We start from the raw sequence: 22,976 nt of genomic DNA, 5'->3' as shown, positions 1-22,976 counted from the left end.
GTTAATGGGATGCGGCTGTCGCGGCGTCGGGTACGGCCTCGCCCTGCGCCGCGCGGTGTTTGATCAGCTGCTGGCTGATGGCCTCCACGCGGTCGTCGGTGAGCTTGTAGAACGACAGCATGATGAACATGCCCGCGTAGAGCACCACCGGCACCACGCAGAACAAAATTTTGATGGTGGTGAGCACCTCAACCGGCTGCACGCTGCTGCTGGCGGAGTAGTTCACCCAGGCCAGGATCCAGCCCACCACCGCCCCGCCAATCGCCAGGCCAATCTTCAGGCTGAACAGATAGGTGGAGAACACCAGCCCGTCGAGGCGACGCCCGCTGCGGCTCTCCTCGTAATCCACCACGTCGGAGGCCATCAGCCACTGTAGCGGCGTGGTGGTGTTGAAGACGAACAGGAACAGGATGTTGAGGGCGAAAATCAGGGCAATATGCTCTGCTGGCGTAAAGAAAATCAGCAGGCTGATGAGCGAGTAGGCGACGATGATCCACTTAAAGGCGGTGACGCGGTCGAAGCGGCCCAGCAGGCGGGACGAGCAGAGCGAGCCGAACATGGTGGCGAGGCTGCCGTAAAGTAAAAACTGGGTCGCCATCTCCGGGTGATCCATCACGTATTTCACGAAGTAGAGCGTCGCCCCGCCGCGCACCACGTTGGAGCAGGTCGCCATCATCTTGAACGCGCACATGATGCGCCACTGGCCGTTGCCCAGCAGCAGCCTGAGATCTTTCGCCACCGACGAGCCCGGCTGCACCTCAAAGGTGTAGCGCTCTTTGGTGGTGAAGAAGCAGACGTAGAGCAGCACCACGCCGGTCAGTCCCAGCACGCACATGGCGCCGAAATAGCCCACCTGCTCGTCCCCCTTGCCGATGATGCTGACCAGCGGCAGCGCGATGCCGCTGATGGCGAGCGATCCCGCCGCCGCCAGGAAGAAACGCCAGGACTGCAGGGCGTGACGCTCTTTCGGGTCGGCGGTGATGACGCCGGGCATGGCGCAATAGGGCACGTTAACGAAGGTGTAAACCAGGGTCAGGAGAATGTAGGTCACGCAGGCGTAGATGATTTTGCCCTGCGCGGAGAAGTCCGGCGTGTAGAAGGTCAGCATGCAGACGATGCCAAACGGGATGGCGCCCCACAGCAGGAACGGGCGGAACTGGCCGTGCCGCGTGCGGGTGCGGTCTACCAGCAGCCCCATCAGCGGGTCGGTCACGGCGTCGAGCACGCGGGAGACTAAAAACAGCGTGCCCATAATGCCCGCGGAGAGACCAAACACGTCGGTGTAGAAATAGGCCAGCAGGAACATCGTGGCCTGCCAGACAAAGCCGCAGGCGGTGTCACCCAGCCCGTAGCCAATTTTGTCTTTCATGGTTAATTGCGTCATCAGAATTACACCCTTATTTAGTGTGCTGAATTACAACATCGTGTTAATGGAGTGTAATGAGCTGTTCAATTAACCAGCAATGGTCATATCTTATTTCTGAATTACGTTATTTTGCTTTTGTGACGCCATCGATATATCGCAACGTATTGTTTAAATTAACAAATTACAGATGAGTAAAAGCCGCCCACGGAATATATTCCGTAGACGACAATCGCGTGAAAAATAATTAAATGCCGAGCGCTTTTTTACCGGCGTTAATTACCTCGATAATTTTATCGGTGTCATAAATACAGCCTTTCCAGGTGCCGCCGCTCACCGACTGCAATGCCGCCCACAGCCGGGTATCGTCCGGCAAAAAGTCGTGGGCGTGCAGGTCCGGGTGCGTCTGCCGCAGCGCCAGCTCGCGCGCGCCCTCCTCGGGCGTCAGCGGGTTATCCGCCGTGCCGATAAAGTTCACGCTGCCTGTTAATGTCAGGCGGTCGACGGCAATCTCGATGATGTCGTTGTCGCGCAGCTTGCCAATCGGTCCGCCCGCCAGCGCCTCCGGCGACACGTGCCCGAAGCAGGCGCCCGTCGACACGCCCGAGAAGCGCGCATCGGTGATGAGCGACACCGTCTTGCCCCACGAGATATGCTTCAGCGCGGAGGTGAGCTGATAGGTCTCCTCCATGCCGGTGCCGGACGGGCCGCCGCCGATCACCACCATGATATCCCCCTGCTTAATCTCTTCCCGCTTGATGGCCTTGATCGCCTGCGCTTCCGAGACGAACACCCGCACCCGGCCGGTGTGGCGGTAAACGCCATCGTCATCCACCACCGACGGGTCGATCGCCGTGGCCTTGATCACCGAACCTTCCGGCGCGATGTTGCCCGTCGGGAAGCAGACCGTCGAGGTCAGCCCTTTCGCTTTGGCCTTCTCCGGCGGCAGGATCACGTCATCCGGCTCCACGCCGTCCTGCTCGCGCAGGCACTGGCGGAAGCGCTTACGGCGCTCGGACGTCTGCCACCAGTCGAGGTTCTCGCCCACCGTCTGGCCGGTGACGGTCATGGCGTCCAGGTGCAGCAGGCCGAGATCGCGCAGGTGGAGCATCACTTCCGGCACGCCGCCCGCGAGGAACGCGCGCACGGTCGGGTGGTAGTCCGGGCCGTTGGGCAGCACGCTCACCAGGCGCGGCACCTTACGGTTGACGCGCGTCCAGTGCTCTACGTCCGGAATAGTGCAGCCCGCCGCGTGGGCGATGGCCGGGATGTGCAGCAGTAAGTTCGTGGAACCGCCGAACGCCGCGTGGATCACCATGGCGTTTTCGATGGCTTTATCGGTGAGTATATCGCGCGTGGTGATGCCGCGGTTATCCAGCTCGCTCACCGCCCGCGCCGACTGGCGGGCGATCTCCAGCCACACCGCCTGCCCGGACGGCGCCAGCGCGGAGTGCGGCAGCGCCAGCCCCAGCGCTTCCGCCACCACCTGCGAGGTGCCCGCCGTGCCGAGGAACTGGCACCCGCCGCCCGGCGACGCGCAGGCGCGACAGCCGAGCTCGGCGGCCTCCTGCAAGGAGAGCTCGTGGTTGGCAAAGCGTGCGCCGATGGTCTGCACCTTGCCCGCATCTTCCCCCACGGTCGGCGGCAGCGTCGCCCCGCCCGGCACCAAAATGGTCGGCAGGTCGTGCATGGAGGCCAGCGCGATCATGGTGGCGGGTAGCCCTTTATCGCAGGTGGCCACGCCGATCACCGCCCGGCGCGTGGGCAGAGAGCGGATCAGACGGCGAAACACGATCGCCGCGTCGTTACGATACGGCAGGGAGTCGAACATGCCGTACGTGCCCTGCGAGCGCCCGTCGCACGGATCGCTGACGAAGGCCGCAAACGGGATCCCGCCGTTGCGGGTGATCTCCTTCGCCGCCGCCTGCATCTGCATGCCGATTTCCCAGTGCCCGGTGTGGTAGCCCAGCGCAACCGGGCGTCCATCTCCGGCGCGAATACCGCCCTGGGTACCGATAATCAGCACCTCTTTGCCGGTCAGCTTGTTGGCGTCCCAGCCCATCCCGGCGTTCTGCGTCATGCCGAACAGGTTGCCGCTGGGGGATTCCATCAGCATCTGCGGGGTCAGCGGCAGCGCGCCCTGCGGCCCCGCCGCGTGGGTGATCACCGCATAAAACGCATCGTCCTGCGGGGTGAAAATTTTCTCAATGGTCATCGTTATCGTCCGGCTCAGCAGAGCTTGAGCTGTTGCAGCAGGGTTTTCAGCTGCGCCTTACGCGGCTCGTCCAGCGGCGTGGCGGGCGGCAGCACGTGCGTGGAGACAGGACGACCACAAAGCACGATCGCCTCTTTAATGACGTTCACAAACGGCGTATCCAGCTGATACATCTGCGGGATTTGCAGCAGGGTCTGATGATACTCAGCCGCTTTCGCCACGTCTTTATCCCGCCAGGCTTTCAGAAGATCCACCGACACCTGCGGGGCGAAGTTGCCGCTCGCCGAAATCGCCCCGTCGCCGCCGAGCAGCAGGGTATTAAACAGATGATCGTCGTAGCCGCACAGCACGGTGAAGTGCGGATGAGCGGCTTTAACGGTGAGGATCATGCTGCGCAGGTGGGCGACGGAGTCGATGGTGTCTTTGATGCCGATAATATTGCTGCGCGAGTCGGCCAGGGTTTTCACCAGCGCCGGAGTCAGATCCTGCCCGGTCAGCGCCGGGAAGTTATAGAGCATCACCGGCAGCGTGACGCTGTCGGCCACCTGCTCGAAATAGCGGATCAGGTTCGCTTCCGACACCTTCCAGTAGTAGGGGTTGATCACCACGATGCCGTCCGCGCCCGCCTGCTGCGCGTGCTGGCTGAGTTCAATGGTTTCCCGGGCGTTGGTGCCGCCGGTGCCGATCAGCACCGGCACACGACGATCGACATGATCGATAGCAAAGCGGGCAATGGTTTTACGCTCTTCGGCGCTGAGCTGGGAGAACTCGCCGCCGCTGCCCAGGAAGAACAGGCCGTCAACGCCTGCTTTGATGAGATCGTCGATCAGCGCGGCGGTGCCCTGCTCATCAAGCTGGCCGTCGGCGGTAAAAATGGTGGAGACAGGGGGAATGATTCCCGTGAACAACGCGGACTGCGGCATGAGATCTCCTTGTTGAATCATTTTGTTCTATATTATAGAACAGCGTTCATTAATTTAACGATCATACTATGACGCAGAAAAAGGGGAGGTAAATGGGAGATGAGGAGGGAGTGCGGGAAGTTTAAGCTGGATCACATTATGCGTGGGTGCGGTCTGGTGCCCTAACCATCTCCCACAGGGAGAGGGTTAGGGTGAGGGGAAATTACTCCACCAGCATTTTAACAACCACTTTTCTGACCTTAGCAGGCTCCCCCACCGCGCACAGCGGCTTATGCACTTCACCCGGCCAGAACACCACAAAATCCCCTTCGCTCAGCACCACGGTTTTCTCCTGCTCGCCTTCCGGCAGGAACGCGATGTCTTTATCCGCCAGCCAATCGGTGTCCGGCGTGCCGTGCGGCAGGGTGCTGAACGTCATCCCTTCCTGGCCCTTCAGCACAATCTGGATATCCAGATAGCGCGCATGGTACTCGGCGCGGCGCTCGGCGAACGGCTGGGTCATGTCTTCTGACACCAGATAAAACAGGCTGTTGCCGTTGATGTCATGCTTTCCGAGCGGCGTGGCGTCGGTGACGTGGGCTTTAACGTGCTCAATGGCCTGGCGCAGCGCGTCAGGCAGCCAGGACTGCAGATGGTGGATGTTGCCGATAATCATGTTTCAATCCTCAATATAAAACAATGTTTCATTTTTATCTTTTATACGAGAATCCAAGCTGCCATACCAGCCCTTTTTCGACGAGGCTTGCGCGAGCGCATGTTTATCGGGAAAGGTGTTAACCCGCTGTTAATCCTGCCCAGGCAATTATGCAGCGGTTATGCATAACCTCATTTCGCACACACTAAGGCTCTCACATAACCCACTGAAATAAAGAGCTTAATAACAAAACCCGCTGCCGTATCACATTTTACGACTTTGATAATTTCCGTTATAAGCCCATAATTATTTATGGATTTTCCTTAAGTCAAAAATAGTTAATTGTCATTATTGCATAGCCATTCTTTCAACTTTATTTAATCTTTTAAAATCAAAAGGATAACTAATAATTACAAAATGTGTAATTCTACAAAATAATAACAACCTCAAATAATGCCACCGGATCCTGCTTAGCTATTCAACTCCCAATAATATGAAATTAATCATTATCTGATGCGAATCATGCAAATGAAAACAAACTCATTAATATCCATTTTCGCGTGAGCAATATCACATTACGGATTATTTAACTGCCTAGTATAAATCACGAAATCAATTGAGCTTAGCCGCCATGTAATTAAACACACCACATGGCGCATGCCCTTTTTATTCTGAAAAACAGTTAAAGGAATAATTATGGAAAAGCATTACGTCGGTTCTGAAATTGGTCAATTGCGTAGCGTTATGCTGCACCGCCCTAATTTAAGTCTGAAGCGGTTAACCCCCTCAAACTGTCAGGAGCTGTTATTTGATGATGTACTGTCGGTTGAACGGGCGGGTGAGGAGCATGACATCTTTGCAAACACGTTGCGCGAGCAGGGTGTGGAAGTCCTGCTGTTGACCGACCTGCTCACGCAAACGCTTGATATTGCAGAAGCGAAAGCCTGGCTTCTTGAAACGCAAATCTCCGACTATCGCCTCGGGCCAACCTTTGCCGGCGACGTGCGCGGCTGGCTGGCGGATATGCCGCACCGCGAACTGGCGCGGCGATTAAGCGGGGGATTAACCTACGGCGAAATTCCGGCAGCCATTAAAAATATGGTAGTGGATACCCACACGGCGAATGATTTTATTATGAAGCCGCTGCCGAACCATTTATTTACCCGCGATACCTCCTGCTGGATTTATAACGGCGTGTCCATTAACCCGATGGCGAAACCCGCCCGCCAGCGTGAAACCAATAATCTGCGCGCGATATATCGCTGGCACCCGGCATTTGCCGACGGCGATTTTATTAAGTATTTCGGCGACGAGAATATTAATTACGACCACGCGACCTTAGAAGGCGGCGACGTACTGGTGATTGGCCGCGGGGCGGTATTGATCGGCATGTCCGAGCGCACGACGCCGCAGGGCGTGGAGTTCCTCGCCAACAGCCTGTTTAAACACCGTCAGGCCGAACGCGTGATTGCCGTTGAGCTGCCTAAACACCGCTCCTGCATGCACCTCGACACGGTGATGACCCACATCGACGTGGACACCTTCTCCGTCTATCCGGAAGTGGTGCGCAAAGACGCCCAGTGCTGGACGCTCACGCCGGACGGACGCGGCGGCCTGCTGCGCACGCAGGAAACCGACCTGCTGCACGCCATTGAGAAAGCCCTCGGCATTAACCAGGTACGGCTGATCACCACCGGAGGCGACGCCTTTGAAGCCGAACGCGAGCAGTGGAACGACGCCAACAACGTTTTGACCATCCGCCAGGGCGTAGTGATCGGCTACGAGCGTAACGTCTGGACCAACGAGAAGTACGACAAAGCGGGCATTACCGTGCTGCCGATCCCCGGCGACGAGCTGGGACGCGGTCGCGGCGGCGCGCGCTGCATGAGCTGCCCACTGGAACGCGACGAAATTTGAGGAGCCATCATGGAACGAAAACCCACTCTGGTTGTGGCCCTGGGCGGCAACGCGCTGCTCAAGCGCGGCGAGCCGCTGGAAGCGGATATCCAGCGCCAGAACATCGAGCAGGCCGCCCGCACCATCGCCGGATTAACAGAACAGTGGCGCGTGGTGCTGGTGCACGGCAACGGGCCGCAGGTCGGGCTGCTGGCGCTGCAAAACAGCGCCTACGACCAAGTGACGCCCTACCCGCTGGACGTTCTCGGCGCGGAAAGCCAGGGGATGATCGGCTACATGCTCCAGCAGGCGCTGAAAAACAATCTGCCGCAGCGTGAGGTGAGCGTCCTGCTCACCCAGGTGGAAGTGGACGCCGCCGATCCGGCCTTTAGCAACCCGACCAAGTACATCGGTCCGGTGTACAGCGAGGCCCAGGCGAAAGCGCTGGCCGCAGAAAAAGGCTGGACGTTCAGGGCCGACGGCACCTATTTCCGCCGCGTGGTGCCCTCTCCGCAGCCGAAGCGCATCGTGGAGAGCGATGCCATTACGGCGCTGATCCAGCGTGACCACCTGGTGATCTGCAACGGCGGCGGCGGCGTGCCGGTAGTGGAAAACGCCAACGGCTATCGCGGCGTTGAGGCGGTGATCGACAAAGACCTCTCCGCCGCCCTGCTGGCGCGTCAGATCGAGGCCGACGCCCTGCTGATCCTCACCGATGCCGACGCGGTGTACCTCGACTGGGGCAAGCCGACCCAGCGCCCGCTGGCGCAGGTGACGCCGGAACTGCTTAAAGACATGACGTTCGACGCCGGATCGATGGGGCCGAAAGTGGCCGCCTGCCGCGAATTTGTTGAGGCCTGCAACGGCATTGCCGGGATCGGCGCGCTGGCCGACGGCGCGGAGATCCTGGCGGGCGAGAAAGGCACGCTGATTCGTAACTGATCACTCATTTAAAAAGGATTTAGCCATGACCATCAACCTGAAAAACCGCAACTTCCTCAAACTGCTGGACTACACCCCGGCGGAAATTCAGTACCTGATCGACCTCGCCATCGAGCTGAAGGCGGCCAAAAAAGCCGGGCGCGAAAAGCAGACCCTGGTCGGGAAAAACATCGCCCTGATCTTTGAAAAAACCTCCACCCGCACCCGCTGCGCCTTCGAAGTGGGCGCGTTCGACCAGGGCGCGCAGGTTACCTACCTCGGCCCAAGCGGGTCGCAGATCGGTCACAAAGAGTCGATGAAAGACACCGCCCGCGTGCTGGGCCGCATGTATGACGGCATCGAGTACCGTGGCTACGGCCAGGCCATCGTCGAGGAGCTGGGCGAGTACGCGGGCGTGCCGGTGTGGAACGGCCTGACCGACGAGTTCCACCCAACGCAAATTCTCGCTGACCTGATGACCATGCTGGAGCATTCTCCGGGCAAAACCCTGCCGGAGTTGAGCTTTGCCTATCTCGGCGACGCGCGCAACAACATGGGCAACTCCCTGATGGTCGGCGCGGCCAAGATGGGGATGGATATCCGCCTCGTGGCACCGAAATCCTTCTGGCCGGAAGCCGGGCTGGTTGAGCAGTGCCGCGCCATCGCCAAAGAAACGGGCGCGCGCATCACCCTCACCGACGATGTGGAAGAAGGCGTGCAGGGCACCGATTTCCTCTACACCGACGTGTGGGTCTCCATGGGCGAGCCGAAGGAGGCCTGGGCCGAGCGCGTCAGCCTGATGAAGCCGTATCAAATCAACGCGGACGTCATGAAGGCCACCGGCAACCCGAACGTCAAGTTCATGCACTGCCTGCCCGCGTTCCACAACGAGCACACCAAAGTGGGCCGCGAGATCGAGATGGCGTACGGCCTGAAGGGGCTGGAGGTGACGGAAGAGGTCTTTGAATCACCGAACTCCATCGTCTTTGACGAAGCAGAAAACCGCATGCACACCATTAAGGCGGTCATGGTGGCGACACTCGGCGACTAATCACCGCCCGGCGCGCCGCGGGGTGCGCCGGGTTTCAGGAGAACATCATGGGCAAGTTCAAGTTTCCCTCCGCTTACACCATTCTCTTTTTTCTGATTGCCGTGGTTGCCGTGCTGACGTGGATTGTTCCGGCCGGGCAGTACCATATGGCGATGAACGAGGCGCTCGGCAAAGAGGTGCCGGTTGCCGGCACCTATGCGCACGTGGCATCGCACCCGCAGGGGCTGGTGTCGGTGCTGATGGCGCCGATTGCCGGACTGTACGATCCGGAATCCGGCCAGGCCGGGGCGATCGACGTTGCGCTGTTTATCCTGATCATCGGGGGATTTCTCGGGATCGTCACCAAAACCGGAGCGATTGACGCCGGGATCGAGCGCGTCACCACAAAGCTGCGCGGGCGCGAAGAGTGGATGATCCCGATCCTGATGGCGCTGTTTGCCGCAGGCGGCACGATTTACGGCATGGCCGAAGAGTCGCTGCCCTTCTATACCTTACTGGTGCCGGTGATGCTGGCGGCGCGGTTCGATCCGGTGGTTGCCGCGTCCACCGTACTGCTCGGGGCGGGGATCGGCACGCTCGGGTCCACCATTAACCCGTTCGCGACGGTGATCGCCGCCAACGCCGCCGGGATCCCCTTCACCAATGGGATCATGCTGCGCATCGCGCTGCTGGTCATCGGCTGGATCATCTGCGTGGCGTGGGTGATGCGCTATGCCCGTAAGGTGCGCAAAGATCCGTCGCTGTCGATCGTGGCGGATAAACAGGAGGAGAACCTCGCCCACTTCCTCGGCAACAAGGGCGAGCAGTCGCTGGAATTTACTCCGGTGCGCAAACTCATCCTGGTGATTTTCGCCCTCGCTTTCGCGGTGATGATCTACGGCGTGGCGGTGCTGGGCTGGTGGATGGCGGAGATCTCGGCGGTGTTCCTCGCCAGCGCCATTATCGTTGGGCTTATCGCCCGCATGAGCGAAGAGGAGCTGACGTCGACGTTTATCAACGGCGCGCGAGATTTGCTGGGCGTCGCGCTGATTATCGGCATCGCGCGCGGTATCGTAGTGATTATGGATAAGGGCATGATTACCCACACCATTTTGCACAGCGCCGAGGGGATGGTCACCGGATTGTCGACGGTGGCGTTCATTAACGTGATGTACTGGCTGGAGGTGGTGCTGTCGTTTCTTGTGCCTTCTTCGTCCGGCCTGGCCGTTCTGACGATGCCGATCATGGCGCCCCTTGCCGATTTCGCTAACGTCAACCGCGACCTGGTGGTTACGGCTTACCAGTCGGCGTCCGGCATCGTTAACCTTATCACCCCCACCTCTGCCGTTGTGATGGGCGGGCTGGCTATCGCCCGCGTGCCCTACGTGCGTTATCTGAAATGGGTCGCGCCGCTACTGGGGATTTTGACGGTGGTGATTATGGTGGCGTTAAGCCTGGGCGCGTTGTTGTGATTTGCCGGATGGCGCTGCGCTCATCCGGCCTACGGATCGGTGCGGTGCCACCGGTTATTTCGGGAACTGATATGGGAACTATGATGGATTACGAAGAGTACTCTCCCAAAGAGCAACTACAGCTAACGGTCTGCCAGCGTCTGATCGCGGAAAAGAGCTATCTCTCTCAGGAAGAGATCCGCCGCGACTTGCAGGAGCGGGGTTTTGAGACCATCAGCCAGTCCACCGTTTCACGTCTGCTCAAGCTGCTTGGCGTCATAAAAATTCGCAATGCCAAAGGGCTAAAGATTTATTCGCTGAATCCCCAGCTGCGCCCTGCCCCCGATGCCGCGCGTACCGTCTCCGAAATGGTGGTAAGCGTGGAGCACAATAGCGAATTTATCCTTATTCATACCGTTGCCGGATATGGCCGCGCGGTGGCGCGTATTCTGGATTATCACCAGTTACCGGAAATTTTAGGCGTGGTGGCGGGAAGCAGTATCGTCTGGGTCGCGCCCCGAGTGGTGAAGCGTACCGCGCTGGTGCATAAGCAAATTAATTATTTACTCAGAATGCATTAATATTCATAAAGAACCGTTTGCATTGAGTAAAGCGTGCATTAAATCGCTTGATCCCAAAAACGAGCTGCGTATAATGCCCGACAATTTGCCGGGAGGAAGCATGGTCAAGCGTGTACGACATAACGTCTTACCGCGTCTGAAATCAGACGCTGGCCTGCCGTTTTTCTTCCCGTTGCTAAACCTATTCCCAGAGCCCCTCATTTGAGGGGCTTTTTTTTGCCCGGCGTCAGGAGATAAACATGAATCCGCTTTATCAAAAACACATCATTTCCATAAACGACCTCAGCCGTGAAGAGCTGGAACTGGTTCTGGAAACCGCGGCAAAACTGAAGGCCAATCCGCAGCCGGAGCTGCTGAAGCACAAGGTGATCGCGAGCTGTTTCTTTGAAGCCTCGACGCGCACCCGCCTCTCCTTTGAAACCTCCATGCACCGCCTGGGCGCGAGCGTGGTGGGCTTCTCGGACAGCAGCAATACGTCGCTGGGCAAAAAAGGCGAAACCCTGGCGGATACCATTTCAGTGATCAGCACCTACGTTGACGCGATTGTGATGCGCCACCCGCAGGAGGGCGCGGCGCGTCTGGCGACCGAGTTTTCCGGCGGCATTCCGGTGCTGAACGCCGGTGACGGCGCCAACCAGCATCCGACGCAGACCCTGCTGGACCTGTTCACCATTCAGGAGACCCAGGGCACGCTTGAAAATCTGAACATCGCCATGGTCGGTGACCTGAAGTACGGCCGCACCGTCCACTCCCTGACCCAGGCGCTGGCGAAATTTAGCGGCAACCGCTTCTTCTTCATCGCCCCGGACGCGCTGGCGATGCCGCAGTACATCCTCGACATGCTGGACGAGAAAGGCATTACGTGGAGCCTGCACGCCAGCATCGAAGAGGTGGTGGGCAACGTGGATATTCTCTATATGACCCGCGTGCAGAAAGAGCGTCTGGATCCGTCCGAATACGCCAACGTGAAGGCGCAGTTCGTGCTGCGCGCCAGCGACCTCGACGGCGCGCGCGACAACATGAAGGTGCTGCACCCGCTGCCGCGCATCGATGAGATTGCCACCGACGTGGATAAAACGCCGCACGCCTGGTACTTCCAGCAGGCCGGGAACGGCATCTTCGCTCGCCAGGCGTTACTGGCACTGGTTCTGAATCGCGAATTAGCTCTGTAAGGGGAGACGACCATGACACACGATAACAAACTCCAGGTTGAAGCCATCAAGCGTGGCACCGTGATTGACCACATCCCTGCGCAGGTGGGCTTTAAGCTGCTGACGCTGTTCAAACTGACCGAAACCGACCAGCGCATCACCATCGGCCTGAACCTGCCGTCCGGCGAAATGGGCCGTAAAGATCTGATCAAGATCGAGAACACCTTCCTGACCGACGAGCAGGTCAACCAGCTCTCGCTGTACGCGCCGGACGCCACGGTTAACCGCATCGACGATTACGACGTGGTGGGCAAATCCCGCCCGAGCCTGCCGGAGCGCATCGAAAGCGTGCTGGTCTGCCCGAACAGCAACTGCATCAGCCACGCCGAGCCGGTTTCGTCCAGCTTTGCAGTGAAAAAGCGCGCCAATGACATCGCGCTTAAATGCAAATACTGCGAAAAAGAGTTTTCCCATTATGTGGTGCTGGCCAACTAATTGAGGTTGGTAATGAAATCCCGGCTGTTATAATGGCCGGGAACATTCTTAACGCTGTAATTCTGGAGAAAAAATGAGCAAAGTACTCGCGACGGAAAATGCACCAGCGGCTATCGGCCCATACGTTCAGGGCGTTGATCTGGGCAGCATGATCATCACCTCTGGCCAGATCCCGGTAAACCCGAAAACCGGTGAAGTACCGGCCGACGTGGCGGCGCAGGCGCGTCAGTCGCTGGAAAACGTGCAAGCTATCGTTGAATCTGCGGGCCTGAAAGTGGGTGATATCGTCAAAACGACGGTGTTCGTGAAAGATCTGAACGACTTCGCCACCGTTAACGCCACTTACGAAGCGTTCTTCACCGAGCACAACGCCACCTTCCCGGCGCGCTCCTGCGTGGAAGTGGCGCGTCTGCCAAAAGACGTGAAAATTGAAATTGAAGCGATCGCCGTACGTCGTTAATACATTTCAATAAACAGAAGGCAGCTCGGGCTGCCTTTTTTATTTCGGTTATTTTTACTCTCCGGGTAAAATGACACAGAGCCAGATCCATTATTAGACTCTCCCTCGCCTAGTAATATTCTCTAATAATGGATGAGTAATGAAACTTTCAAAAATTGCACTTGCCCTCGCAACAGTGACCGTTGCATCTTCGGCATTTGCTCACGGATATATTGAATCTCCTGCCAGCCGCGCCTATATGTGTAAGCTGGGTCAAAATATTGATTGCGGCTCCGTACAGTATGAACCGCAGAGCGTAGAGAAAACCTCCGGCTTCCCGACCGGGGCAGAGCCAGCAGACGGACACCTCGCCAGCGCGGGTATCTCTCAATATTCTCAGCTGGATAAGCAGAGCCTGAATGCGTGGACTAAAAACCCGATGACCGCGGGCCCGCATGAATTTGTCTGGCACCATACTGCGCCGCACAAAACCACCAACTGGCGTTATTACATTACCAAACAAAACTGGGACCCAAATAAGCCGCTAACTCGCGATCAGTTTGAATTAACCCCGTTCTGTACAATTAACGGAAATAGCCAGGCGCCAGCCGTAACTAAATCCATGACCTGTAATGTTCCTGAACGCACAGGCTATCAGGTAATTTACGGCGTATGGGAAATTGCAGATACCACAAACAGCTTCTATCAGGCTATCGACGTTGATTTCGGGAATGGCGGCAACGTTACCCCGGACGAAACGCCTGCGGTTGTGTCCGAGTGGAGCAAAAGCCTGAGCGGCCAGATTGCCGGTAATAACCTGAACGTGGGCGATAAAGTTATCGCACGCTTCTTCGACGCCCACGGCGAAGTGACCGCCATGCGCACCGAGATGACCATCGGCTCTGCTGAACAAGGCGACGCTAACCAGTGGTCCTACGATCTGGCGCAGAAGATCAACACCGCACAGCACGACGTGCGCGTCGGCGTGAAAGATGAAGCCGGTGACATCAGCCCGGTTCACGGCGCCAACAGCGTATTCGTGAAAGACGGCAGCACGCTGCAGTCCGTTGCTATCTCTTATGAAGAGCAAAAAGCGCAGGTGAATGAGACCATTGCCGTTACCGATCTGCAATACAGCAAAATCGAACATGGCAACGCGACCGTGACCTTCCACGTGAATACGCAGGGCGACGTGAATTTTGAAGCACACGTGATGAACCACCACGGTGCGGAAAAAGGCTACCTGAAGCAGGACATGAACAACAGCAATCAGGACGTCACCATGACCCTGACCGACGTGACCGCCGGTCACCACATGCTGAAATACTACGCGACCAATAAAGACGGCACCCTGTTCGCGCAGGACGTCCTGAACCTGATGCTGGAAGGCGATGCCGCTGCGGATAGCACCGGCCACCACGACTTTACCTTCCCGGACAATATCGCGTCGTACAAGGCGGGTACCGTGGTGCTTCAGCCTAAAGACGGTAAGACCTACGAATGTAAGCCATTCCCGTACAGCGGCTTCTGCGTGCAGTACAGCCCAACCGCAAACCAGTATGAGCCAGGCGTTGGCGCACACTGGAAAGAGGCGTGGGTTCTGAAGAACTGAGTGGCCTTTACGCCCGGCGGCACTGCGTTTGCCGGGCCTACACACCACGTAGGCCCGGTAAGCGCAGCGCCACCGGGCATGCGTGTTACTGATTTCGCGTGGCGCGTAGCAGCGTCTCCAGCGGATAGACCGCCGCAATCACCACCTCATCCTGCACCTTCGCCGCGCTGTCCAGCTCGCTCTGGATCGACGCGATCTCTTTGTCGTCCAGCGTCCCCTGACGCGCCACCAGATCCGTCAGCCTCAGGCCAATCGAGGCCAGCTTATCCACCTCCAGAATGACCGGCTTAATGGCCTTCAGCTGATAGCTGTTTTCGCTCAAGGCCAGCACATCGCTGGTGTTGTTCTGCCAGCGGTTAAAGACGTGGCGCAGCGCCTCGGCGCTCTCCGTGTCTTCCGCGTCGCTCACCAGGCGGTCCGCCCACTTGTGCATCTGGCGCACGGTAGCGCTTTCGGCGTTCAGCGCATCTGCAAGTCTGTTAAGCGGCTCAAACTGATGGTAGTTTCCGGCCTGGAACTTCAGGTGCTGGCGGGTGTAATACTGGGCCGGCTCGAGCGCCTGGGCGAGGATTTGCAGCGGCAGTGTGTCGGCATTGTTAGCGAGGCGCGTGAACTGCACCTGCTGCTGGGTATGCTGCTGCAGCCCGACGGACACCGTCGACCAGCTGTCCATCGCCTGCAGGCGGGTATACATGTTATCGACGTCGTTGACGTCCTGCGCGGACCACAGCCGCTCCGCCACCGCAAAGGCGCGCGGCCACAGGCGGATGTCCAGCACCGGCGCGACCACGTTTTCCGCCCACAGCGCGGCTTCGCCGCCGAGCAGGTTGGCCTGATTCGCCACGTCCGGCACGACCGGAGGGGTACCTTTCGGCACGTCGTCCAGACGCGCGCCGCTAATCGGGTAGCGGGTGTTTCCCACCAGGAAATAGCCGGTGAGTTTGTCGTTATCAACGTTGACCACCGGGCGCGTTTCACCCATCCAGGTGTCGACGGTAAAGGTCACCTGGTTGTCGTCGCGCCACTGAATGTTATTCACCGCCCGACGCGATTTCCCGGCAAAATCAATAAATCCGCGCCACCCGGCGTCGCCTTTCACCAGCGTAAAGCTGCCTTCCACCGGCTTGCCCTTCAGGCGCGGCATGGAGAAAGCCCAGCTCTGGGCGCTGTCGGTGTCCGCTATCACGTCCACGCCACTCAGCCCCTGCGGCACGATTTCGTTGCGGTAGTGATAGGCGGTGGACTGGGGCTGGTCGAGGTAGAAGCCGGTTGAGAGAATGCCCTTATAGCCGTTCTGCGCCACCTGCCCCAGCGCGTCCTGCCCCTGCCAGGACTGGATCAGAATGCTTTTCGGCAGATCGGGATGGTAGATCTCATCCCAGCCGACCATCTGCCGGTGGTGCTTCTCAAGGATCGTCTCCAGCTTGCGGTTGAAATACGCCTGCAGCGCGTGGCTGTCCGCCAGTTTGTTGTCGCGCATAAATTTCTGGATCGGCGCGTTTGCCTTCCACTGGCTGTCGTCCACCTCATCGCCGCCGATATGCAGATACGGATCGGGGAAGATCGCCGCCAGTTCGCTGACCATCGCGTCGGCAAAGGTGTAAGTCGCCTCTTTGGTGGGATCCAGCACAGGCTTCAGCACGCCCCAGTGGCGCTCCATAGCGTAAGGCCCCGGCGCGCTCATCAGCTCTGGATAGGCGACGGCAATCGCTGAGGCGTGGCCCGGCATATCGATTTCCGGCACCACGCGTATGCCGCGTTCGGCAGCGTAACGCACAATCTCGCGCATCTGCTCAGGGGTGTAGTACAGCCCGTCGCTGGCAAGCTGGGTTAATTTTGGATAACGCTTCGAGGTAAAGCGCCAGCCCTGATCGTCAGTCAGATGCCAGTGCAGGACGTTGAGCTTGGCCGCAGCCATACCGTCGATCTGACGCTTGATATCGGGTAACGGGATGAAATGGCGCGCCGAATCGAGCAGCAGCCCGCGCCACGGGAAGCGCGGCGAATCTTCGATGGTAACCCACGGAATCGAAGTGTTTTCGGCACCGTTCTGCATCAGCTGGAGCAAGGTTTCCATTGCGCGCAATGCGCCAAAGCGGGTGTTAGCGGAGATGTTCACGCCGTTGGCATCCACAATGAGTTTGTAGCTCTCATCGCTGTCCGGCAGCGGCTGCGGCTTCACCTTTTTAGCGATGGCGATACGGATGGTCGGCTTGTCAGGTTTTTCGGCCTGTGGCTGTAGCGTCCAGCCGGTTTGCAGCGCAATGCGCTGGCGCAGGCGGTTGACCGCGTCCCCCAGATCGTCGCCGCTGACGCTCACGGAGAGTTGATTGTTAAGCACCAGCGCGCCCTGCGTCGTCGGGCGTTCAACCTTCGCAGGCCAGGGCATCAGGGGAAGGTCGCCTGCCGGTGCGGCAAAAGCGGAGGCGCCGAGCATAAGCCCGGCGGTTAAGAGACTGTACCGTAACATGAATGTTCCTTATCTGACGGGCCAAATACAGGCAAAACATTCTGTTAACATGCGTACAAATTGTCGTCAAGCGAATGCGCCGACGGAGATCACAGGTTGTTGAATTTGAGAGGAAAGCCAGATGCCGGGTGGCGGCTTCGCCTTACCCGGCCTACGTTTGGATTGTGGCAAAATGAGCTTACTGCCAGCCATATCGACGCGCATAGAATCCTTTCACCATCTGCGTCAGCACCATATAGCCCGCGAGGATCGCCACCAGCCACGGGAAGTAGCTCAGCGGCAGCGCCTGCAGCTGCAGGTAGCTTGCCAGCGGCGAGAACGGCAGCGCGATACCCAGCGCCATCACAATGCCCGTCATTACAATCAGCGGCCACGCGGCACGGCTCTGGATGAACGGAATGCGGCGCGTGCGGATCATATGCACAATCAGCGTCTGGGACAGCAGCCCTACCACGAACCAGCCGGACTGGAACAGCGTCTGGTGTTCCGGCGTGTTGGCGTGGAACACAAACCACATCAGGCAGAAGGTCAGAATGTCGAAGATGGAGCTGATCGGCCCAAAGAACAGCATGAAGCGACCCAGATCGGCGGGGTTCCAGCGCTGCGGCTTCTGGATCTGCTCGTCATCAACGTTATCAAACGGGATCGCTACCTGAGAGACATCGTACATCAGGTTCTGGATCAGCAGGTGCAGCGGCAGCATCGGCAGGAACGGCAGAAACGCGCTCGCCACCAGCACGCTGAAGACGTTACCGAAGTTGGAGCTGGCGGTCATTTTGATGTACTTGAGCATGTTGGCGAAGGTGCGACGCCCTTCGATGACGCCCTCCTCCAGCACCATCAGGCTCTTTTCCAGCAGGATGATATCCGCCGCTTCACGGGCGATATCCACGGCGCCGTCCACGGAGATGCCAATGTCCGCCGCACGCAGCGCGGGCGCATCGTTGATGCCGTCGCCCATAAAGCCCACCACGTGCCCTTCACGACGCAGCAGCGTCACAATGCGCTCTTTGTGCATCGGCGTCAGGCGGGCAAACAGCGTCGTGCGCTGGGCAAGCTGCGCCAGTTCGTCGTCGGTGAGGTGCTCGATGTCGCTCCCCACCACCACGTCGCCCGCGTCCAGCCCCACTTCGTGACACACTTTGGCCGCCACCAGCTCGCTGTCGCCGGTGAGAATTTTGACGGTGATGCCGCTCGCCTTCAGCGCCTTCAGCGCCGGTGCGGTGGTCTCTTTCGGCGGATCGAGGAATGCGATGTAACCCTCGAGGATCAAATCGGATTCGTCGATACGCTGATAGTCCCCCTCCCGCGCGGGCAGGAATTTGCTCGCCACCGCCACCACGCGCAGCCCCTGACGGTTCAGGTTGTCGGTGACGCGCTTGATGCGGCGCAGCATGGTGTCGTCCAGCGGCACGATGTCGCCGTTATGGCGAACCTGCGTGGAGACGTTCAGGATCTCCTGCAGCGCGCCTTTGCAGATCAGCTGGTGCACGTCCGGCTGCTCGCTCACCACCACCGACATGCGGCGGCGCTCGAAGTCGAACGGGATTTCGTCCACCTTCTGCCAGCGGCCGGAGAGCGTACGGGCGGCCTCCTCGTCCACGCCTTCCAGCACCGCCACGTCGAGCAGGTTTTTCAGCCCGGTCTGGTAGTGGCTGTTCAGCCACGCGCTGTGGAGCACGCGCTCGCTGGTTTTACCGGCGATGTCGGTGTGGTTCTCCAGCACGATTTTGTCCTGCGTCAGGGTGCCGGTTTTATCGGTGCAGAGGATGTCCATCGCGCCAAAGTTCTGGATGGCGTCGAGGTGCTTGACGATCACCTTTTGTTTAGAGAGTTTGACCGCCCCGCGCGCCAGCGTGGAGGTAACGATCATCGGCAGCATTTCCGGCGTCAGGCCGACGGCCACGGAGAGCGCAAACAGCGCCGCCTCCCACCAGTCGCCTTTGGTGTAGCCGTTGATCAGCAGGACAATCGGCGTCATGACCATCATAAAGCGGATCAGCAGCATGCTGACGCGGCCAATGCCTTTCTGGAACGCATTCGGCTCGCTCTCCTGCTCGCTGACGCGCCCGGCAAGCTGTCCAAACCAGGTATTGCCGCCGGTGGCGGTGACAATTGCCTGCGCCGTGCCGCTGACCACCGTGGTGCCCATAAAGCACAGGGTGTCGCACTCGAGCGGGTTCATCTGCTGCGGGTCGCGGCTGCGCGATACCTTCTCAACGGGCAGGGACTCGCCGGTCAGGGAGGCCTGCGCCACGAACAGATCCCGCGCCTGGATGATGCGTAAATCCGCCGGGATCATGTCTCCCGCCGCCAGCTTCACCAGGTCGCCCGGCACCAGCTGGTCAATGGGCAGCTCAACCCAGGCGTTTTCGCCGAGGTCGTTAATCACGCGCGAGACGGTCGCGGTGTTGCTGACCATCGCCTTCAGGGCGTCCGCCGCTTTGGTGGAGCGGGCTTCCTGAATGAAGTTCAGCAGCGTGGAGATACCCACCATCAGGGCAATTACGCCCGCGGCAAAAAGATCTTCCGTCGCGTAAGAGATGATGCCGAGCACGGTCAGCAGCAGGTTGAACGGGTTGCGGTAGCAGAGCCACAGGTGCACCCACCACGGAGAGGGCTTCTGCGCCGGGATCTCGTTATCGCCGTGCACGGCGCGGATTTTTTCCACTTCAGACGCGTTCAGCCCTTCCGGATGGCCGCCAAAGGCGCGCCAGACTTCGTTTTCATCCATCGCCGCCACGTTCAGGCAGCGTTCGGTCAGGGACGCCGGGATCGCCGCTCCCGCCATGTTTTTGGCATTGGGCAGCGGATCGCGCTGAACAAGACGGTGTGGCAGATGGCGGCTCAGCAGCGCCTGCAGCTGCCGGGTGATATTTTTAAACATAGACATTCCTCCGCATCCGCCAGGCGGACGCAGCATTCCCTTCAGGCGTGGCAAAGCCGTACCTGTCAGGCACTCAATTTTTCAAGCAGGAACGTTTGGGACGTTGCTGCCTCACATTACCGGTGAGACAGCAAAAGCTGGCTTACCGGAAAGAACAAATTCTCCCGTTCAGGAGAGGTGCGGGATCGGGATCCATAAAGCCTCCGGTAAGTAAAAAAACAGGGTGTCGCCGCGCAGTATAAAGATTTAAGCGTACCCTTTGTGACGATTCGGGCGGTATTATACGCGCCTGCAAATAAACAGTACGTAAACCAGACTTTGCCCATAGCGAAATCGCGCTATAGCATTAGGCTCAATTGACCATTTTGTCGTTGTTACAGGGAAAACAGCATGCAGAACCGCCTTACAATTAAAGACATCGCGCGTTTAAGCGGCGTGGGGAAATCAACCGTCTCACGCGTGCTGAACAACGAAAGCGGCGTCAGCGAACGCACCCGCGAGCGCGTTGAGGCGGTCATGAATCAGCACGGTTTTTCCCCTTCCCGCTCCGCGCGCGCCATGCGCGGGCAGAGCGATAAAGTGGTTGCGATCATCGTTTCGCGTCTGGATTCCCTCTCCGAAAACCTCGCCGTTCAGACCATGCTGCCTGCCTTCTACGAGCAGGGCTATGATCCGATCATGATGGAGAGCCAGTTCTCGCCACAGCTGGTGGAAGAACATCTCGGCATGCTCCAGCGCCGTAACATTGACGGCGTGGTGCTGTTTGGTTTTACCGGCATTGACGAGGAGATGCTGAAACACTGGCAGCCGTCTCTGGTGCTGCTGGCGCGCGATGCCCACGGCTTTGCCTCCGTCTGTTATGACGATGAGGGGGCGATTATTACCCTGATGCAGCGCCTGTACGAAGAAGGCCACCGCCACATCAGCTATCTGGGCGTGCCGCACGCGGACGTTACCACCGGCAAGCGCCGCCACGAAGCCTATCTGGCCTTTTGCAAAAAGCACAATCTCCCTGCCGTGGCCTCCCTGCCGGGGCTGGGCATGAAGCAGGGCTACGAGCAGGTCGCCAGCGTCCTGACGCCGCAGACCACCGCGCTGGTGTGCGCCACGGACACCCTTGCGCTGGGTGCCAGCAAGTATCTGCAGGAGCAGCGCATTGATAACCTGCAGGTGGCGAGCGTCGGCAGCACGCCGCTGATGAAGTTCCTGCACCCTGAAATTATCACCGTCGATCCGGGCTACGCCGAGTCCGGCAGACAGGCCGCCGCGCAGCTGATCGAGCAGATCAACGGGCGGAGCGAGCCGCGCCAGATCGTTATTCCTGCCCGTCTCTCATAACCCCCCTGAATCGTTTATTGTGATCTTCGCCCGATTTCGGGAACGTTCCCATTTTCGCCGTCACGCTGAAGGAGTAGGCTTGCGCTCAGGTCATTACCCCCCTCAACATCTGTCATGAGGTTTCATGATGAGTAAAGTCAAACAAGCAGATATCGATCGGCTGATCGTCCTGGTCGGCGGCCGCGAAAACATCGCCACCGTCAGCCATTGCATTACCCGCCTGCGCTTCGTGCTGAACGATCCGGCCAAGGCCAACCCGAAGGCGATTGAAGAGCTTTCCATGGTGAAAGGCTGCTTCACCAACGCCGGACAGTTCCAGGTGGTGATTGGTACCGAAGTGGGCGATTACTATCAGGCTCTGCTGGCGACCACCGGACACTCTTCTGCCGATAAAGAGCAGGCGAAGAAGGCGGCGCGCCAGAATATGAAATGGCACGAGCAGCTGATTTCCCACTTTGCAGAAATCTTCTTCCCGCTGCTGCCGGCGCTGATCAGCGGGGGCTTAATTTTGGGCTTCCGTAACGTCATCGGCGATGTGCCGATGAGCGACGGTAAAACCCTGGCGCAGATGTACCCGGCGCTGCAAAGCATCTATGACTTCCTGTGGCTGATTGGCGAAGCGATTTTCTTCTATCTGCCGGTGGGGATTTGCTGGTCCGCGGTGCGCAAGATGGGCGGTACGCCAATTCTCGGTATCGTACTGGGCGTCACGCTGGTCTCTCCGCAGTTAATGAACGCTTACTTACTTGGTCAGCAGGTGCCTGAGGTATGGAACTTCGGCCTGTTTACCATCGCCAAGGTGGGCTATCAGGCGCAGGTCATTCCGGCCCTGCTGGCGGGTCTGGCGCTGGGCTTTATTGAGACGCGTCTGAAGCGCATCGTGCCGGATTACCTCTACCTGGTGGTGGTGCCGGTCTGCTCGCTGATCCTGGCCGTCTTCCTGGCGCACGCTTTTATCGGTCCGTTTGGCCGCATGATCGGCGACGGCGTGGCCTTCGCGGTGCGTCATCTGATGACCGGCAGCTTCGCGCCAATCGGTGCCGCGCTGTTTGGCTTCCTGTATGCCCCGCTGGTGATCACCGGCGTGCACCAGACCACGCTGGCCATCGATATGCAGATGATCCAGAGCCTCGGCGGTACCCCAGTCTGGCCGATTATCGCCCTCTCTAACATTGCGCAGGCCTCTGCGGTGACCGGCATCATTATCGTTAGCCGTAAGCACAACGAGCGTGAGATCTCCGTTCCGGCGGCCATCTCCGCCTATCTCGGCGTCACCGAACCGGCGATGTACGGCATCAACCTGAAGTATCGCTTCCCGATGCTCTGCGCGATGATCGGCTCTGGCCTGGCGGGCCTGCTGTGCGGCCTGAACGGCGTGATGGCGAACGGGATTGGCGTCGGCGGCCTGCCGGGCATCCTCTCCATCCAGCCTACTTTCTGGCAGGTGTTTGCCCTGGCAATGGCGGTGGCGATTATCGTCCCCATGGCGCTCACCACCGTGGTTTACCAGCGTAAGTTCCGTCAGGGCACGCTGCAGATTGTTTAACTTCATCTTTCGGGGCGCAGTTGC

18 protein-coding genes and 1 pseudogene are annotated in these 22,976 nt (G+C 58.9%); 12 read left to right on the top strand and 7 right to left on the bottom strand.

The genetic code is table 11. From position 1 onward, the window contains the following. Position 1: 1 nt before the first annotated feature. From IM303_RS10520 to IM303_RS10505, 4 genes are all read right to left on the bottom strand, one after another. Positions 2–1,384 carry an MFS transporter gene (locus IM303_RS10520; protein ID WP_150144689.1) on the bottom strand — a complete coding sequence of 461 codons (1,383 nt, stop codon included), beginning with the start codon at positions 1,382–1,384 and terminating at the stop codon, positions 2–4. Positions 1,385–1,610: 226 nt separating this feature from the next. After that, a complete protein-coding gene (gene yagF / locus IM303_RS10515) occupies positions 1,611–3,578 on the bottom strand; it encodes a xylonate dehydratase YagF (RefSeq protein WP_193359886.1) in 1,968 nt (655 codons plus the stop codon). Positions 3,579–3,592: 14 nt separating this feature from the next. Next, positions 3,593–4,501 carry a 2-keto-3-deoxygluconate aldolase gene (gene yagE, locus IM303_RS10510; protein WP_028015323.1) on the bottom strand — a complete coding sequence of 303 codons (909 nt, stop codon included), beginning with the start codon at positions 4,499–4,501 and terminating at the stop codon, positions 3,593–3,595. A 202-nt stretch (positions 4,502–4,703) separates the two neighbouring features. Beyond that, positions 4,704–5,156 carry a YhcH/YjgK/YiaL family protein gene (locus IM303_RS10505; protein ID WP_028015322.1) on the bottom strand — a complete coding sequence of 151 codons (453 nt, stop codon included), beginning with the start codon at positions 5,154–5,156 and terminating at the stop codon, positions 4,704–4,706. 675 nt (positions 5,157–5,831) lie between these two features. Between IM303_RS10505 and arcA the strand changes: the two genes are divergently transcribed. The 5 genes from arcA to IM303_RS10480 all read left to right on the top strand — a co-directional run bounded on the left by arcA (position 5,832) and on the right by IM303_RS10480 (position 11,014). Beyond that, positions 5,832–7,052: an arginine deiminase gene (arcA, locus tag IM303_RS10500; protein ID WP_193359885.1), complete on the top strand. Its 1,221-nt coding sequence runs from the start codon at positions 5,832–5,834 to the stop codon at positions 7,050–7,052. A 9-nt stretch (positions 7,053–7,061) separates the two neighbouring features. Continuing rightward, positions 7,062–7,973, top strand: a complete 912-nt coding sequence (gene arcC, locus IM303_RS10495) for a carbamate kinase (RefSeq protein ID WP_192972027.1) — start codon at positions 7,062–7,064, stop codon at positions 7,971–7,973. 25 nt (positions 7,974–7,998) lie between these two features. Further along, a complete protein-coding gene (argF, locus tag IM303_RS10490) occupies positions 7,999–9,003 on the top strand; it encodes an ornithine carbamoyltransferase (protein WP_003863360.1) in 1,005 nt (334 codons plus the stop codon). Between the two features lie 47 nt (positions 9,004–9,050). Further along, on the top strand, positions 9,051–10,454 hold the full coding sequence (locus IM303_RS10485) for a YfcC family protein (protein ID WP_045259604.1): 1,404 nt from the start codon (positions 9,051–9,053) through the stop codon (positions 10,452–10,454). Positions 10,455–10,534: 80 nt separating this feature from the next. Next, the gene (locus IM303_RS10480; RefSeq protein ID WP_028015317.1) at positions 10,535–11,014 is read left to right on the top strand and encodes an arginine repressor; all 480 of its coding nucleotides are present in this window, start codon (positions 10,535–10,537) and stop codon (positions 11,012–11,014) included. Positions 11,015–11,017: 3 nt separating this feature from the next. Here the strand turns inward: IM303_RS10480 and IM303_RS10475 are convergent. After that, positions 11,018–11,135: pseudogene (locus tag IM303_RS10475) on the bottom strand (hypothetical protein). On the opposite strand from IM303_RS10475, the gene IM303_RS10470 reads away from it, so the two are divergent. The 5 genes from IM303_RS10470 to gbpA all read left to right on the top strand — a co-directional run bounded on the left by IM303_RS10470 (position 11,115) and on the right by gbpA (position 14,711). Beyond that, positions 11,115–11,219 carry a pyrBI operon leader peptide gene (locus tag IM303_RS10470; RefSeq protein WP_022646880.1) on the top strand — a complete coding sequence of 35 codons (105 nt, stop codon included), beginning with the start codon at positions 11,115–11,117 and terminating at the stop codon, positions 11,217–11,219. The pseudogene IM303_RS10475 and the gene IM303_RS10470 sit on opposite strands and share 21 nt — an antisense overlap. A gap of 34 nt (positions 11,220–11,253) precedes the next feature. Further along, on the top strand, positions 11,254–12,186 hold the full coding sequence (pyrB, locus tag IM303_RS10465; RefSeq protein ID WP_028015316.1) for an aspartate carbamoyltransferase: 933 nt from the start codon (positions 11,254–11,256) through the stop codon (positions 12,184–12,186). A gap of 12 nt (positions 12,187–12,198) precedes the next feature. Further along, positions 12,199–12,660: an aspartate carbamoyltransferase regulatory subunit gene (gene pyrI / locus IM303_RS10460; protein ID WP_010427352.1), complete on the top strand. Its 462-nt coding sequence runs from the start codon at positions 12,199–12,201 to the stop codon at positions 12,658–12,660. Between the two features lie 73 nt (positions 12,661–12,733). Beyond that, positions 12,734–13,120, top strand: coding sequence for a 2-iminobutanoate/2-iminopropanoate deaminase (gene ridA, locus IM303_RS10455; RefSeq protein ID WP_003863373.1), 387 nt, complete (start codon positions 12,734–12,736; stop codon positions 13,118–13,120). A gap of 139 nt (positions 13,121–13,259) precedes the next feature. Next, on the top strand, positions 13,260–14,711 hold the full coding sequence (gene gbpA / locus IM303_RS10450) for an N-acetylglucosamine-binding protein GbpA (RefSeq protein ID WP_193359884.1): 1,452 nt from the start codon (positions 13,260–13,262) through the stop codon (positions 14,709–14,711). 85 nt (positions 14,712–14,796) lie between these two features. Here gbpA and IM303_RS10445 read toward each other — a convergent pair whose 3' ends face one another. Next, positions 14,797–17,181, bottom strand: a complete 2,385-nt coding sequence (locus tag IM303_RS10445) for a beta-N-acetylhexosaminidase (protein ID WP_193359883.1) — start codon at positions 17,179–17,181, stop codon at positions 14,797–14,799. 178 nt (positions 17,182–17,359) lie between these two features. Then, the gene (gene mgtA / locus IM303_RS10440) at positions 17,360–20,068 is read right to left on the bottom strand and encodes a magnesium-translocating P-type ATPase (protein ID WP_193359882.1); all 2,709 of its coding nucleotides are present in this window, start codon (positions 20,066–20,068) and stop codon (positions 17,360–17,362) included. 390 nt (positions 20,069–20,458) lie between these two features. On the opposite strand from mgtA, the gene treR reads away from it, so the two are divergent. Together treR and treB are read left to right on the top strand one after the other, a co-directional pair. Then, positions 20,459–21,406 (top strand): trehalose operon repressor TreR, encoded by a 948-nt coding sequence (gene treR / locus IM303_RS10435; protein ID WP_028015312.1) that lies wholly within the window; start codon positions 20,459–20,461, stop codon positions 21,404–21,406. Between the two features lie 127 nt (positions 21,407–21,533). Continuing rightward, positions 21,534–22,952: a PTS trehalose transporter subunit IIBC gene (gene treB, locus IM303_RS10430; RefSeq protein WP_045259643.1), complete on the top strand. Its 1,419-nt coding sequence runs from the start codon at positions 21,534–21,536 to the stop codon at positions 22,950–22,952. Positions 22,953–22,976 lie beyond the last annotated feature (24 nt).

The organism is Enterobacter cloacae complex sp. P38RS (assembly GCF_014930775.1).
Classification (GTDB): Bacteria; Pseudomonadota; Gammaproteobacteria; order Enterobacterales; family Enterobacteriaceae; genus Enterobacter; species Enterobacter bugandensis.
The sequence above is the reverse complement of the archived record's forward strand: the minus strand, read 5'-3'. Positions and strand labels throughout refer to the sequence as shown.